This window comes from Virgibacillus oceani (genome assembly GCF_041521345.1).
GTDB classification, from domain to species: domain Bacteria; phylum Bacillota; class Bacilli; order Bacillales; family Amphibacillaceae; genus Virgibacillus_N; species Virgibacillus_N oceani_A.
Genome location: NZ_JBGOHB010000021.1, coordinates 23,755 through 38,135 on the forward strand (window position 1 = coordinate 23,755; position 14,381 = coordinate 38,135).

At 41.0% G+C, this 14,381-nt stretch carries 12 protein-coding genes; 3 read left to right on the forward strand and 9 right to left on the reverse strand.

All coding sequences use genetic code 11. The annotated features are described in order from the left end of the window. The 8 genes from ACDX78_RS15150 to ACDX78_RS15185 form a co-directional block, all read right to left on the reverse strand. Positions 1 to 1,152 carry an acyl-CoA dehydrogenase family protein gene (locus ACDX78_RS15150; RefSeq protein ID WP_486028996.1) on the reverse strand — a complete coding sequence of 384 codons (1,152 nt, stop codon included), beginning with the start codon at positions 1,150 to 1,152 and terminating at the stop codon, positions 1 to 3. Positions 1,153 to 1,166: 14 nt separating this feature from the next. After that, positions 1,167 to 1,949: an enoyl-CoA hydratase/isomerase family protein gene (locus tag ACDX78_RS15155; protein WP_486028997.1), complete on the reverse strand. Its 783-nt coding sequence runs from the start codon at positions 1,947 to 1,949 to the stop codon at positions 1,167 to 1,169. Between the two features lie 13 nt (positions 1,950 to 1,962). Then, positions 1,963 to 2,808, reverse strand: a complete 846-nt coding sequence (locus ACDX78_RS15160; RefSeq protein ID WP_486028998.1) for a 3-hydroxyacyl-CoA dehydrogenase NAD-binding domain-containing protein — start codon at positions 2,806 to 2,808, stop codon at positions 1,963 to 1,965. Positions 2,809 to 2,835: 27 nt separating this feature from the next. Continuing rightward, positions 2,836 to 4,779, reverse strand: coding sequence for a TRAP transporter permease (locus tag ACDX78_RS15165; protein WP_486028999.1), 1,944 nt, complete (start codon positions 4,777 to 4,779; stop codon positions 2,836 to 2,838). Positions 4,780 to 4,821: 42 nt separating this feature from the next. Continuing rightward, entirely contained in the window at positions 4,822 to 5,832 is a 1,011-nt protein-coding gene (locus ACDX78_RS15170) for a TAXI family TRAP transporter solute-binding subunit (RefSeq protein WP_486029000.1), read from the reverse strand. Positions 5,833 to 5,854: 22 nt separating this feature from the next. After that, positions 5,855 to 6,532, reverse strand: a complete 678-nt coding sequence (locus ACDX78_RS15175) for a 3-oxoacid CoA-transferase subunit B (RefSeq protein WP_486029001.1) — start codon at positions 6,530 to 6,532, stop codon at positions 5,855 to 5,857. Between the two features lie 51 nt (positions 6,533 to 6,583). Beyond that, on the reverse strand, positions 6,584 to 7,819 hold the full coding sequence (gene iscB / locus ACDX78_RS15180; RefSeq protein WP_486029002.1) for an RNA-guided endonuclease IscB: 1,236 nt from the start codon (positions 7,817 to 7,819) through the stop codon (positions 6,584 to 6,586). Between the two features lie 299 nt (positions 7,820 to 8,118). Next, positions 8,119 to 8,796 (reverse strand): CoA transferase subunit A, encoded by a 678-nt coding sequence (locus tag ACDX78_RS15185; protein WP_486029003.1) that lies wholly within the window; start codon positions 8,794 to 8,796, stop codon positions 8,119 to 8,121. A 304-nt stretch (positions 8,797 to 9,100) separates the two neighbouring features. Between ACDX78_RS15185 and nfsA the strand changes: the two genes are divergently transcribed. Then, entirely contained in the window at positions 9,101 to 9,850 is a 750-nt protein-coding gene (nfsA, locus tag ACDX78_RS15190; protein WP_486029004.1) for an oxygen-insensitive NADPH nitroreductase, read from the forward strand. A gap of 60 nt (positions 9,851 to 9,910) precedes the next feature. On the opposite strand, the gene ACDX78_RS15195 is transcribed toward nfsA, so the two are convergent. After that, the gene (locus tag ACDX78_RS15195) at positions 9,911 to 10,861 is read right to left on the reverse strand and encodes a hydroxyacid dehydrogenase (protein WP_486029005.1); all 951 of its coding nucleotides are present in this window, start codon (positions 10,859 to 10,861) and stop codon (positions 9,911 to 9,913) included. A gap of 695 nt (positions 10,862 to 11,556) precedes the next feature. Between ACDX78_RS15195 and ACDX78_RS15200 the strand changes: the two genes are divergently transcribed. Together ACDX78_RS15200 and ACDX78_RS15205 are read left to right on the forward strand one after the other, a co-directional pair. Continuing rightward, positions 11,557 to 12,552 carry a TAXI family TRAP transporter solute-binding subunit gene (locus ACDX78_RS15200; protein WP_486029006.1) on the forward strand — a complete coding sequence of 332 codons (996 nt, stop codon included), beginning with the start codon at positions 11,557 to 11,559 and terminating at the stop codon, positions 12,550 to 12,552. A gap of 78 nt (positions 12,553 to 12,630) precedes the next feature. Next, positions 12,631 to 14,346: a thiamine pyrophosphate-binding protein gene (locus tag ACDX78_RS15205; protein ID WP_486029007.1), complete on the forward strand. Its 1,716-nt coding sequence runs from the start codon at positions 12,631 to 12,633 to the stop codon at positions 14,344 to 14,346. The last annotated feature ends 35 nt before the right edge of the window (positions 14,347 to 14,381 follow it).

Genomic DNA, 14,381 nt, shown 5'->3' on the forward strand with positions numbered 1-14,381 from the left:
CTATTTCTTCAATTCACGCTTTAATTCGTTGGCGATAATATTTTTCTGAATTTCTGATGTTCCTTCATAAATTTTGGTGATACGTGCATCACGGAAGTAGCGTTCAATCGGATAATCTCTCATATAACCAATACCGCCGTGGATTTGTACAGCAAGGTCTGCCACTTTATTGTAAACTTCAGATCCGTATAATTTGGCAATCGCTGCATCTTTCACGACACGCTGTCCTTGATCCGTCATCCAGGCCACTTTATAAGTTAAAGCCTCCAATGCAGCAATATCTTTACTGATTTCTGCGAGCATATGCTGAATGGCTTGCATTTCGATGATTGGCTGGCCGAATTGCTCACGCTCTGATGCATAATCCAGGCAATGTTCAAGCAGACGTTTACTAGAACCAAGGTTTCTTGCTGCTAGTCCGGCACGACCGTTGGCAAGAATTTTCAAGGCGTTCACATAGCCGCGTCCTTCTTCCCCAAGTACATTCTCTGCAGGTACTTCCATATCTTCAAAGAAAAGCTCTGCGGAATGGGAACCGCGTAGCCCCATTTTGTCTTCCACGGCTCCTACGATGAAACCAGGGAAATCTTTTTCCACTATAAAAGAAGTAATCCCTTTCGCACCCTTGGAAGGATCCGTTACTGCCATTACTGTGAACACATGGCCGTCCACTGCGTTGGTAATATAGTGTTTCGAACCGTTAATAATGTATTTATCGCCTTTTTTCACCGCAGTTGTTTTCATGTTAGCCGCATTGGAACCTGCACTTGGCTCGGTAAGTGCGAAAGAGCCAATCCATTCTCCAGAAGCCAATTTGGGAAGATACTTTTCCTTTTGTTCTTCCGTTCCCAGCTCCACGATACCAACAGAACCAATACCTGTATGCGCACCAATCAATGTGGTATATCCGTTATGCGTTTTTCCAAGTTCTTCATAAATGGCGCATTTCCCTACCATATCAAGGCCAAGTCCGCCGTATTCTTCAGGGATTCCTAAGCTGAACAACCCCATATCTTTGGACTGCTCTACGGTTTTTTCAGGGATCTCGTTGCTTTCCTCAATTTCCATGGCAACCGGCTCTACTTCTTCCCTTATAAATTTTCTTACATTTTGTCTTAGAAATTCAATATCCTCTGAGAAGTTAAAATCCATTATATGACATCTCCTTATCTGTTTTTAAATTCTGCTTGTCGCTTTTCAAGGAATGCTGATGTTCCCTCGTGTTTATCCTCTGTACCAAATGCTACAGCCTGGGACAGCTTTTCCATCCACATCGCTGTATCTTCATCAATGTCATAGCCTTTATGCACGGCGCGTTTTGCAAGCATGGCTGCAACAGGGCCTTTTTTCAACACTTTTTCGGCTACCTTCTGTATTTTTTCCTGAAGTGCTTCCTCTTCCACAAAATAGGATACTAGTCCGATTCGTTCTGCTTCTTCGCCGTCAATAATTTTTCCGGTTAAAATCATATCGAGCGCTCTGCCTTTTCCAACCATGCGGGATAGGCGCTGTGTGCCGCCTGCCGCAGGGACGATTCCCAGGTTCAACTCAGGCAGCCCGAATTTGGCATTTTTCGTTGCCAGACGGATATCGCAAGACATCGCCAATTCACAGCCGCCGCCCAATGCAAATCCGCGAACTGCAGCAATTGTTACTTTTGTGCAACTTTCGATTTTGTTATAAATCCCCTGCATCCCCGGCACGAGTGCTTCGAGCGGTTTTCTTTCATTGAGCTGGCGGATATCTGCGCCGGCTGCGAATGACTTTTCTCCGGCTCCCTGAATGACAATCACTTTTACATCGTCATTAGCTTCGGCTTCCGTTACAGCTTGATCAATTTCACGCAGCATGTTGGCATCCAGCGCATTCCGGGCATCCGGACGATTAAGTGTAAGCCAAAAGATACCCTGCTCCAGTTCTACTTTTACACTCTCATAATTATTTCCCACGTTTTACCTCCTCCTAGTTGTATTGGTAAAAACCGCTGCCAGATTTTTTACCTAAACGGCCTGCTTTCACATACTTAATTAAGAGCGGACATGGACGATATTTCTCTCCAAGCGTTTCATATAAGTACTCCATGTTTCTTAAGCGAGTATCGAGCCCAACAAGATCGGCAAGCTCCAATGGTCCCATCGGGTGATTCAGCCCGAGTTTCATAGCGTTATCAATGTCCTTCGCCGATGCTACGCCTTCCATTAATAGATTCATAGCTTCGTTTCCGATCAGACAGTTCATGCGGGAAGTAACAAACCCCGGGAATTCGTTGACTTCTACAGTCGTCTTATTAATTTTTGCGGCTATATCATGTACAAAATTCACTGTTTCATCGGAAGTTTCCAGTCCGCGAATCACTTCAATCAGCTTCATTTTATGCACAGGGTTAAAAAAGTGCATAGCAACTACTTTGTCCGGTCTGGAAGTTTGTGCACCGATTTCCGTTGGGCTCATGGTCGATGTATTTGTTGCCAGCACAGTTTCCGGACTGCAAATTTCATCAAGTTGCTTGAATATATCAATCTTCAAATTCATTTTTTCGAGTACGGCTTCAACTATAAGCTCAGAGCCTTTTGCCGCTGTTTTCAAATCAGATTCATAAACAAGATTTTTCTTTGCATTATTATAGGCTTCCTCTTTTAAAAACCCTTTTTCAAAACTGCCATCAAGCAAAGCATCAATATCATTTTTGGTCTTTGCCAGAATATCATCATTCAGATCGTTTACATATACTTCAAAGCCGCCGATGGCGAAAGCATAGGCAATTCCTTTTCCCATTACGCCTGAACCTACTACGGTTACTTTACTCATTTCATCACCTTCCACAAATAAAATTTGCTATTCAGTCAATAAGTCTTTCCTGAAGATTTTCTGTGTTATATATACTCCTGCCAGGATGATAACCCCGATAATATCTGTCCAAATACCAGGGACAATCATTAGCAGAGAACCGATGATTAATATAAGCCGTTCATACCAGAAAGCATGACGGAGCAACCAGCCTTCTGCTGCGCTTGCCACACCCATAATTCCGATGATAGCTGTAACGGTTCCCAATAAGATCTCCGGCACACTGCCAATTAATAACAGTTCTTCCCCATATACGAATATATATGGTACGATAAACGCTGCAATTCCCAGCCGTAAAGCTGTCATGCCAGTTTCCATCGGTTTTGAACCTGCAATTCCTGCTGCCGCAAACGCAGCAAGTGCGACCGGTGGAGTAATTGCAGACATAGCTGCAAAGTAAAATACAAATAAATGAGCAGCCATCGGTGCTACTCCCAACTCAATTAAGGCAGGAATAGTCAATGGTACCTGTACAATATAGGCTGCAACTGTTGGAAGCCCCATACCAAGAATGATACTGGTAATCATTGTGAATATTAAAGCGACAATAAGAACCCCACCGGACATGCTGATAATCAAACTGCTGAATTGCAGACCAATTCCAGTGAATCCGATTACTCCGATAATCAGCCCAGCTGCCGCACAAGCAATTGCTGTTTCGAGGGAAGCTTTTGCTCCAAGATCCAACGCTTTTACTATCGATTTAAAGTCCATCTTTGCCACGCGATTTATTAACGCAACAAGAATCGTAGCACCAATTGCAAATAGACCCGCTCTCATTGGAGAAGCACCAGAAACAAGCATTGCAATAATTACAATCAACGGAAGGAAGAATAAAAATCCTTTCTTAAAAACATCCCAAAAGTTTGGCAACTCTTCTTTACTTAGTCCTTTTAGTCCAATCCTCCTGGCGCGTAAGTCAACCTGGAGAAATAAACTGATAAAGAACAACAAAGCAGGAATTAATGCAGCATACGCAATATCTATATAAGGCACGCCCAGGTATGTAGCAATAATGAAAGCGGCCGCTCCCATGATAGGGGGAGTAATTTGGCCACCGGCTGATGCCACCGATTCGACAGCACCTGCAAAATGACTTTTATAGCCTGTTTTCTTCATCAGCGGAATGGTAAAGGCACCGGTAGTTACCGTATTAGCCACCGCACTTCCTGAAATCATTCCCATAATACCGCTGGCAAAAATAGCTGTTTTAGCAGGTCCACCACGGTACTTCCCCATTCCAGCTGTAGCTAAATCAATGAAAAACTTCCCTGCACCTGATACCTCAAGGAACTTACCAAAAAGAATAAATAAAAAAATAAAAGTCGCCGATACTCCAAGCGGTGTACTGAACACACCAGAAGTTGTATAGTACAGATGATCAACAATCCACATCAAGTCAAAGCCACGATGTGCGATAGCTCCTGGAAGCAATTGCCCCCATAAACCATAAACAAGAAAAACAACAATAATAACTACAAGCGCGTTTCCAACTACTCTTCTTGTTGCTTCAACCAAAACTAAAGTACCAACTACTCCTAGAGCTATCTGGAATCCTGACAGATCCTCAATATAAGTCATCCTCGACGAAATATCCTGTGCATTGAACACAAAATAAGTGTAGACTCCGGCAGATAAAAGTATTAGTATCCAGTCATACCATGGCACTGAATCAGATTTAGCAGCTTTCCTTGCCGGCTTGTAGATGGCAAACACCAAAATCAGTGCAAAGCCTAAATGAGCAGAACGCTGTAATATAGATTCAAACACACCAAATAAGGCAGTGTATAAGTGAAATATAGACATTGCTATTGCAGCAATAGATATAATGATGCTGACTGCGCCCTTTAAGGTACGCAGTCTTCCTGCTTTGTTGCCATCATCATCATATTCTGCAGCTTTGCTGTTATTCGTATTTGGGTTTTCCGGCATGAGTTTCCAACTCCTTCCACCCGTATGAATTCGGGCCTGCTTTTAATCCATTGCTCCTACTTCCTGATAATACCTTTCAGCACCAGGGTGCATTTCCCCAATACTGTTTTCCACTGAATATTCAGCATCAAAGTCATCCAGGGTAGAAGAGATCGTACTCCATGTATCATTATTTTCAACTACCATTTTAGTAAGCTCATAGACAGCTTCTTCAGGCATGGTATCGTTATTTACTAACATGACAGTATACGGTGCCACTGTATGTGCATCTTCTTCCTGATTAGGATAAGTACCAGCTTCAATTGTATACGGTACATAACCCGGATTATCATCATACAGGGCATCAATTACTTCATCACTCAGCGAAATCAGACGAATTCCCACGGTTGTGTCCAGTTCCTGCCATGTGGCTGCAGGTGCTGCCAGATTTCCGATCCACGCATCGATATGATTATCACGAAGCAAGTTTGCAGCATCCTCTGTACCGGTGTACTCTATGCCATCCAAATCATCATAGCTCATTTCCAAAATATCCAGTATTCTCAGGAATGACAGTTCTCCACTGTATCCGCGAATTCCCGGACTCACTCTTTTTCCAGCAAGGTCTTCCACCGAATAAATATCCGAGTCTGCTCTTACAACAATTTGTACCGGATTAGGATACATGGTAGCGATCGTACTGAAGTTATCGATTACTTCATCAAATTCACCAGTTCCATTATTTGCTTCAGCTATGGCTTCTCCATTCGTGAAACCGATATCAAAAGTTCCATCACCAAGTCCTAATATGTTTGCTGTAGAACCTCCTTCAACAATCGCAGTGGATGAGTCAGGGAATACATCATTCATTTGATCACTCATCGCTCCTCCAAGGGTATACCATACTCCCCCTTGTGTAGCTGCTCCTATCGTTAGTTCAGAAGGTACTTCTGTTGCTTCCTCTCCACTGGTGCCTTCTCCGCCTGCATCCCCATCTGCTTCCTCACCGGATCCACAAGCTGCAATAATCATCATGGTCAATATGGCCATTAAAAACAGTAAAAACTTTTTCATGGTAGTCCCTCCTTGTAATTTATCAAACTACTTTATTTTTATAGGTAAACGTTGTTCCTGTTATTTCTTTAATTTCTTCCAAACTTAAATCAGACAATTGTTCAACGAGTTCAGTTCCATTTTCCGAGAACTTAAATACTGCGTGTTCCGTAACCAGCATGTCTGCTCTTCCGTTGCCGCTGCTTGGGAAAGTTAATTTTTCTACAAGCTTTGGTGTGCCATCTTTTGCCTGGTGACTGGAAGCGATAATAATTTTCTTTGCTCCGGCTACTAAATCCATCGCACCGCCTACTCCCAGGATATCTTTTCCGGGAATCGCCCAATTGGCAATCTGTGCATATTGATCTATCTGCAGCGCTCCCATTACTGCAACATCAATATGTCCGCCACGGATCATCACGAATGAATCCGAGCTGTCAAATAATGAAGCTCCTTTATCCATTGTAATAGGCTTTTTGCTTGCACTGATCAATTCCATATTAATATTTTCTTCATCCGGAGTCGGACCCATGCCCAGAAGTCCATTTTCTGAATGTAAATCCACCTTTTTATCACCGAGATAATCCGGAATTAATGTAGGTATCCCTACACCCAGATTAATCGAAGCACCATCCGGTAATTCCTTTGCAATTCGTTTGGCAATTTTAATTCGATCCTGTTGGGACAATGTACTTACCTGGTTATCTAAAAAGTATAACAAATCGTATCAAACCACCTTAAAATAACCAGGTTTCACCTCCTTCGTAAAAGTTTATATCCAATAAATCTTATTGAATCTCCATAATACTTTAGCTGAATTCACTCCATATTTCTTAAAGATTTTTCCATCTATTGTTTTCATATCAAATGATTTTCGTTTTGGATTCAACACTGTAATAAAACCCTTGTATTTATCCCCATTACGTTTTGTGTATTGGACGAAATCCCTGTGCTTGAACCCAGCAAAATCCTCTATGTTATTTTTTCTTTTTCTTCGCATTGGTTTAATTACATAGTCTTTCATTTGGCATTGATCTTTTTGAACTAGTAGTCCGGAAAGGACAATTGCATCATTAGAGTGAGACTTTTCAATTTCCCAATCAATTCTTTTATTTGCTGTGTCCCCACCTGTTGTCAGTGTAACAGGTGCTATTTCTTCTAATTCTCTTTTCAAATAATTTTTCCCTTGCATCACATGCATAGCAAAAGTGAAATTTAGCTTTTTTCCTTTAATTAAATCAAAGAACTGCTGGGAGTAATTCAACTCATTGCCTGTTATCTTGCTATGGCAGTCAGGGCACAAAGTAATCAAATTATGAAGGGAATTAGATCCATTTAACCTTTTTGGAATAATATGATGAACTTCTAAACGGCCATTTTCTTTTCCGCACTTCTTACATTGATGCTCATCTCTAAAAATAACAGCTTTTCGTATATTTTCATCCAGGCGATTACTCTTTTGATATTGCCATTTGTAAGGTTTATATCCTGCTTCTATTGTCCGGATATCAATGGCTGCATCTTCTAAATGAATAGAGTTCATGTTTATCCATTTATTTAACTGCTTTGCAACTCGTAAAATAGACTCCTTCTTTTGTAAGATACTTGGTGGTACCCTGCCTGATCTTTTGGATGATGAACGATTATCAAAGCGTGGCTTTCGATAACGTTTATGTGATCTTTTATATCCCCTGTACCCTCTTCTAGTGTCCAATTTTCCTTTAACATCCTGTCTTAATTCGATAGTACCTTTAAACACAGGTTTGTTTTTTGTCTTGCAGTCCTGTACAATCGCAACACCTATATATTTCGCCCCATCATCAATGTTGAAATGCATTCGGGACTGATCCATATCCTCTTCTGGTACTTCTTTCATTAGTTGAATAACCATCGGATACTTATTAAGCAGTTTGGCACGCTTTTTCCGAATTAGAAACCAAGCTTTATTTACTTTTGTCGGGGATAGTTTTCTATCTTTTAAATCAACGACGAAACAGTATTCAGTCATTTCTGACCAACCTCCCATTAGGGAATTTTCCACCTTGCCCATGTCAATGGACGGGATATGTGCTTTTGGGGTTAGGGTTGCCACAACCTAGGCGAACTTTCTTCCTCAGCACTTACAGAGCAGCGGACTGGTAGAACATCCACAGGTGTATCTTTACCCTTCTCCACTAACGTAGTTTATCATGCTGATTCCTTTTCAGGAAACTACACTCACTCGGGCTTGAAAGCACTGAACAGCACATATTAAGTCGAATTGGTTGCGATTTAATATGCTTTTTGATGATTTGTTATGAAATTAGGTCAACTGTTCAGAGCTCCTCTCTTTTCATATTCATTAATGACAATATAATCAACATACACATGCGGTGTGGTGACTTCGTGCGGTTCCAGTTCACCGACTTCCACAATTTCATCCACTTCTGCAATCACGGTTTTACCTGCAGCAGCCATTGCCGGGTTAAAGTTTCTTCCCGTATGGTCGTAGATTAAGTTCCCTCTCGTATCCGCTTTCATAGCTTTGATTAAAGAAACATCCCCTTTAATCGCCTTTTCCAAAATGTAAGTTTCCCCGTCAAATACTTTTTCTTCTTTTCCTTCAGCAAGCTCCGTTCCGGCAGCCGTCTTTGTGTAAAATCCAGCAATTCCGGCTCCCCCGCAGCGAATGCGTTCTGCCAGGGTTCCCTGTGGTATGAGTTCAATTTCCAAATTCCCCTTTGACCACTCATTGACAGCATCACGGTTGGAAGTAAAGTAAGATCCCATTGCCTTTTTGAGGCAGCCTGTATGCAATAGAATACCAAGTCCTTTATCCTTCTCACCGAGGTTATTGCTCACTACAGTTAAATCTTTTTTGTCCAATGCGGCTAGCTCATCAATCAAGGTAAGTGGTGTTCCCGAAAGGCCAAACCCGCCAACAAGTAAAGTATCCCCGTCTTTTATGTATTTCGATAATTCAAACTTATCAATTACTTTACTCACTTTATTCCCTCCTTCATGATCTCCACTAACAAAACTTTTTCTCACAATCTCTAAATCTTTTAAAAATAGAGTACAATGAAAGCTATTCCATTTTACGGAATAGTCATTCTGTTTTCTATTAGGTCATATTATAATCATTGAATTATTAAAAGTCAATAATTTGTCGAAAACTATCTAAAAATTTTCCAAGTAAATGGGGCCGAGGAACAGGTGATCTAAGTAATTCAGTTTAAAATCTTACAATTGAAAAAAAAATTCCACTAGCGTATAGTTTTATATGGACACAAAAGTAAAGGAGATCATTATGAATCAAACAATAAAAACTATGCTCAACCATCGTTCCATTCGAAAATTTTCGGGTGAGAAATTAACATCTGATCAAAAGGAAATGATCCTTAAATCCGCCATGCAGGCTTCTACTTCCAGCCATGTGATGGCATATACGATTATTGGCGTTACCGATGACCACCTGAAATCGGATCTGCGGGCTGTCTCAGGACATCCTCACGTGGAAAATAATGGCCATTTATTTGTTTTTTGTGCCGATCTTCAGCGGAATTACCAGGTAACTGCCGCAGATAAAGAAGAATCGGTAAAACAAAATATTGAAAGTACAGAACAGTTTATTGTAGCCACCATTGACGCTACATTGGCTGCGCAAAATGCTTCTATTGCTGCAGAATCAATGGGGCTTGGTATTTGCTATATTGGAAGTTTACGAAATGATATAAAGAGAGTGGATGAACTGTTGGAGCTTCCGGAGTATGTTATTCCTCTATTCGGTCTGGCAGTCGGGCATCCGGATCATAAACCGGAAATTAAACCAAGACTGCCCCTAGAGGCGATTTATCATGAAAATAAATATGATGATGACAAGTATAAACAGGGGCAGCTGGTGAAAGAATTTGATAGATACTTAAAGACATACTATCAGAGTCGCTCCACCAACAAAAAAATTTCTACATGGACAGAGCAAATGGAGAATAAATACAAAGTGCCTACCCGGATGGATGTCACACCATTTGTAAAAAGCAAAAAGTTAAATTTGCATTAAAAATACGGACAGAAAAAAGTAGCCCTTCAGGTGAAAGGCTACTTTTTTCATGTTCAATTATTAATTTACCCTGCAAAGTGACTGACCACCGTTCAGCACTCCGGCCACCTCTTCGGCAATAAGCATAGCAGTGCGGGACTGTGCTTCGATAGTCAATCCGGCAATATGCGGGGAAAGTCTGATTGACTCTACTTTTGCAAGCGGGGAATCTTTTTGTACCGGTTCCTTTTCCAGCACGTCAAGATAGGCCCCAGCAATTTGATTTTCCTTGACGGCTTCCACAAGGTCCTCTTCGTGCACAATGCCACCTCTGGCCGAATTAATGACATAGGCATGGGATTTCATCAGTTTCATATTTTCTTTATTGATCAGGTGTTTCGTTGCTTTTGTAAGCGGCACATGAATAGAAACAAAATCGGATTCCTTCAGAAGGTTTTCCATTTCTACTTGCTTCATCCCAGTTTCCTGCACGACATGGTCAAAAGGAGCGACAAACGGGTCATAGCCCACTACATTCATTCCAAATGCCCTGGCCCGCTTAGCCACACGATGTGCAATTTCTCCCATTCCTACGAGCCCAAGTGTACGTCCGTTTAGCTCATACCCTGTAAAGAATTTGCGGTTCCAGTTGCCCTGGCGCACATCTGAATCCGCTGCAGACAATGGACGAGAAGCGTCGAGCATTGCCGCCATTACATATTCCGCTACAGAGGTAGCATTTGCATTTCTTGCAGATATTACCGGAATATTCCTTTCTCTGGCTCCCTGCAGATCGATATTATCTAAGCCAACACCAAGACGACCGATAACCTGTGTTTTTTTTGCCGCTTCCAAAAATTCTGTATCCACTTTTGTTTCATTGCGAACAATCAGCGCGTCATAATCGGGAAGCAATGACAGCAATTCCTCCCTCTTCCTGCTCAGTTCCATGTCGTAGTCCACAGTGTATCCTTTTCTCTTCAGTTCTTCTATTCCGTCTTCCCACATTAATTCTGTTACGAGAATTTTCATTTTTGTACTCTCTCCCTGTAGTATGATTTGCTTATTTATGTATCAATTTTTAATTATACTGCTAGCTTTGCATATTGACAATATATTTTCTCTTTCCTGTGAATTTTGACTACTACTTTCTTAGAGATAAAAAGCAGTAACGATTTAATTTTGCTCGTTCAAATAACGGTTGTTTCCTTATGAAGTAAGCGCTTGACTTATTTGGTGGTGTGTTCAAGTACTTGTCTGCATAAAACTATACCTTCATATTCCCAGAATTATAAAATAATTGATTAAAATATGAATTAATGTTAAACTTTCATTCATACAAATTAAAAATAGGATTTTAAAAAAATAAATATTATAAAGGCTGCTAAATCTAAATGACTTTGTTGGAGAAACAGAGCAATACTTGGATTTAAACCAGTTACATTTTCAGAATCTTTAAAAGGTGATCTGTCTTTGTAACTGGTTTTTTGTTTTTGGAATGATTACTCCAAAATACGGAATAATTGAAAGCGCTTTACATTATGCTAAGCTACTTCTTTCAAGCTTATACAAAGGATCATAAGTACTTAGAGAGGAGGTAAACTAAATGAATTTACAAGTAAAGGTGGTGATAAGATGTAACCATTAAACCAGTTATTTATCAGCACAAAGATATAATATGTGAAAAGTTGGGACAAACTAATATATTTTTAGAAAGGAATGTTTCCATGAAAAAACTGCAGAAATTTGGTATGTTTATTTTAATATTAATCATTTTAAGCGCTTGCACGAGTGATGCAAGTACGGATAATGGGTCTGAGGGAACAGGCAATGGAGAAGTTCCCCAGGATATTAGAATTGGTGCTTCAACCATAGGCGGTTTCTGGTACACTTTAGCGGCTTCCATGGGTGAGAAAATGGATGAGCTTTATTCTGGGACCTCTCATACTGTCATAGAAGGAGGTTCCATTTCCAACCTGGCCGGGCTCTCTGATAACACATTTGAGATCGCTTTCAGTTCAGGTCCGATGATTCATGCTGCCAATCAGGGGTTAGAACCATTTGATGAAGAAATAGATAATGTGAGTACCATTGCTACTTTTTATCCTACTGCTATGCATATAGTCGTCCAGGAAGATTCAGATATCTATACAATTGAGGATTTGCAAGGAAAGATTGTTAGTCCTGGCGTGAAGGGTTATGGTTCTGAACTTGCTTTTATAGATATTCTGCAAGTCCATGGCATGAGTTATGATGATTTGGACAGAGTCGAATATGTGGGAACCTCTGATGGTGCTGACCTTTTAAGGGATAGTCATATTGATGCTATCGCTACGATTGCCGGGGTGCCGAACGCTGTATTTCAAGAACTAGCCACCTCTATTGGCGTTCGATTTATTCCTTTGGAAAATGAAACAGTAGAGCAGTTGAATGAGCTGAATGAAGGCTATATTACCCACGAACTGGCCACGGAGGACTATGATTTCCTGGATGAAAGCATCCCAACGATTGCTCCGTATACATCTTTATTGGCAAACGACGATGTCATGAGTGAAGATGCAGTTTACGAATTAACTAAAATGCTGTTTGAGGAAACGGACCGATGGAAAGATATTTCCAGTATCATGGATGATTTTAATGCGGAATATTCCATGGAAAATAATGTTGGCGAACTAAATCCGGGTGCAGAAAAATACTATAAAGAAATCGGTGTTTTGGAATAAGGATTTCAGGTTGTCATCAGGGTTAGTAACACAATAAAATAAGCCTCTTTATTTTAACCGGATAAAGAGGCTTTGGAGATGGAGGATGATTTTAAATTGGCATTGGAAAATACAAAAGAATTCACTGTGGCAGATGCTATCATAAAAGAACTTGTTAAAAATGGAGTGGAAAAAGCTTTTGGTATTGTCAGCGTGCATAATTTGCCTATTTATGATGCAATAGCCCGAGAAGGTAGTATCGAATTGATCACAGCGCGAGGGGAAAGCGGTGCGGTAAACATGGCAGATGGATATAGTAGAGCTAACGGCAAACTGGGAGTGGTAATCACAAGTACTGGCACCGGTGCGGGTAACGCTGCCGGGTCATTGGTAGAAGCCTGGAGTGCAGGGACACCGCTACTACATATAACGGGTGAAATTGAAAGTCCGTATATAAATCAGGGCAGACATTATATACATGAGGCAAAAGACCAACTTTCTATGATGGATGGGGCAAGCAAGAAAGCATACCGTCTCCGAAAACCAGAACAGGCCTATTCTGTAATAAGAAGGTCGATAGATAAAGCGTTCGAAGCACCGACCGGGCCAGTCACCTTGGAAATTCCGATTGATTATCAATCAGCAATCATTAGTGACAGTAATATAAAGGAAGTGCATAAGAATTCCAATTCCGACTTTAAGGAACAGGTATTTGAACCGTCAGAAGAACTTCTTCGTAAAATAACTGCAGCACAGCGACCAGTGATTTGGGCAGGCGGAGGTGTTATAAAATCCGGAGCATCTGAGGAAATAACAGAATTAGCTGAAATGCTTGGAGCAGCAGTTATTACTAGTCAAGCGGGAAAGGGCTCCATTCCTGAAAATCATCCATTATGTGTAGGTTATTTTTCTTCCAATCAGGTAGTCCGTGATTTTGTTCGAAATTCCGATTTCATGCTCAGTGTCGGTACGCAGTTCCGCAGTACAGAAACAGGCCTTTGGGATGCTTTTGTTCCAGAAGAACATATTAGTATCAATACAAACATACATGCATTTAATTTAAATTATCCCGTTACACAAGGTATTGCAGGTGATGCAAAACTAATTTTGAGCAATATTATCTATCGATTGAAAGGTAAAAGCTTCTCCGTGGAGGAGAAATACACTGGTGAAGTGAAACAACTACGAGATCAAGTGCGTAAAAACTTATTGGATACGCTTGGCCCCTATAAACATTTTGCAAGCGATATCCGAAAAATTCTGCCCCGGGAAGGTATTTTGGTACGTGATGTAACTGTACCGGCAAATCTATGGGGAAGCCGTGTGATAGATACACTTTTGCCGGGAACCTCCATATATACTGCGGGAGGAGGAATTGGTCAGGGGTTGCCTTTAGCAATCGGAGCTCAGGTAGCCTGCAAAGAGCATCCCGTTGTATTAATGGCAGGTGATGGCGGATTTTTACTTAATATAGGTGAAATGGCTACAGCTGCCCAGGAAAATCTCCCGATTACCGTCCTATTATTTGATGATGCAGGGTTTGGTGTATTGCGCGGTATTCAGGATGCTACTTATGGAAATCGTGTAGCAGTAGATTTGCAAAGTCCGGATTTTGTCCAACTTGGGGAAAGCATGGGCTTTAATTCGAAACCCGTCAGATCTGCAGCTGAATTTACATCCGTGTTTACTGAAGCAGTTTCCAGTGACAAACCGTCACTGATTGTCGTGGATATGCATGCAGTAGGCCCAGTAACGAAAAAGTATGCAGGAACACCAGGAGCAGTTCCGGATTATCAGCCAAAAAAGATTAAGTAAGAGTTTTTCTTATGGTGGTAAGCCTGAATACTTTT

What these genes read in the sequence shown, in the direction of transcription:
- ACDX78_RS15200 (WP_486029006.1), top strand. Translation starts at nt 11,557, where the DNA reads ATGAAAAAACTGCAGAAATTTGGTATGTTTATTTTAATATTAATCATT.
- ACDX78_RS15170 (WP_486029000.1), bottom strand. Translation starts at nt 5,832, where the DNA reads ATGAAAAAGTTTTTACTGTTTTTAATGGCCATATTGACCATGATGATT.
- ACDX78_RS15150 (WP_486028996.1), bottom strand. Translation starts at nt 1,152, where the DNA reads ATGGATTTTAACTTCTCAGAGGATATTGAATTTCTAAGACAAAATGTA.
- ACDX78_RS15205 (WP_486029007.1), top strand. Translation starts at nt 12,631, where the DNA reads ATGGAGGATGATTTTAAATTGGCATTGGAAAATACAAAAGAATTCACT.
- nfsA (WP_486029004.1), top strand. Translation starts at nt 9,101, where the DNA reads ATGAATCAAACAATAAAAACTATGCTCAACCATCGTTCCATTCGAAAA.
- ACDX78_RS15165 (WP_486028999.1), bottom strand. Translation starts at nt 4,779, where the DNA reads ATGCCGGAAAACCCAAATACGAATAACAGCAAAGCTGCAGAATATGAT.
- iscB (WP_486029002.1), bottom strand. Translation starts at nt 7,819, where the DNA reads ATGACTGAATACTGTTTCGTCGTTGATTTAAAAGATAGAAAACTATCC.
- ACDX78_RS15195 (WP_486029005.1), bottom strand. Translation starts at nt 10,861, where the DNA reads ATGAAAATTCTCGTAACAGAATTAATGTGGGAAGACGGAATAGAAGAA.
- ACDX78_RS15160 (WP_486028998.1), bottom strand. Translation starts at nt 2,808, where the DNA reads ATGAGTAAAGTAACCGTAGTAGGTTCAGGCGTAATGGGAAAAGGAATT.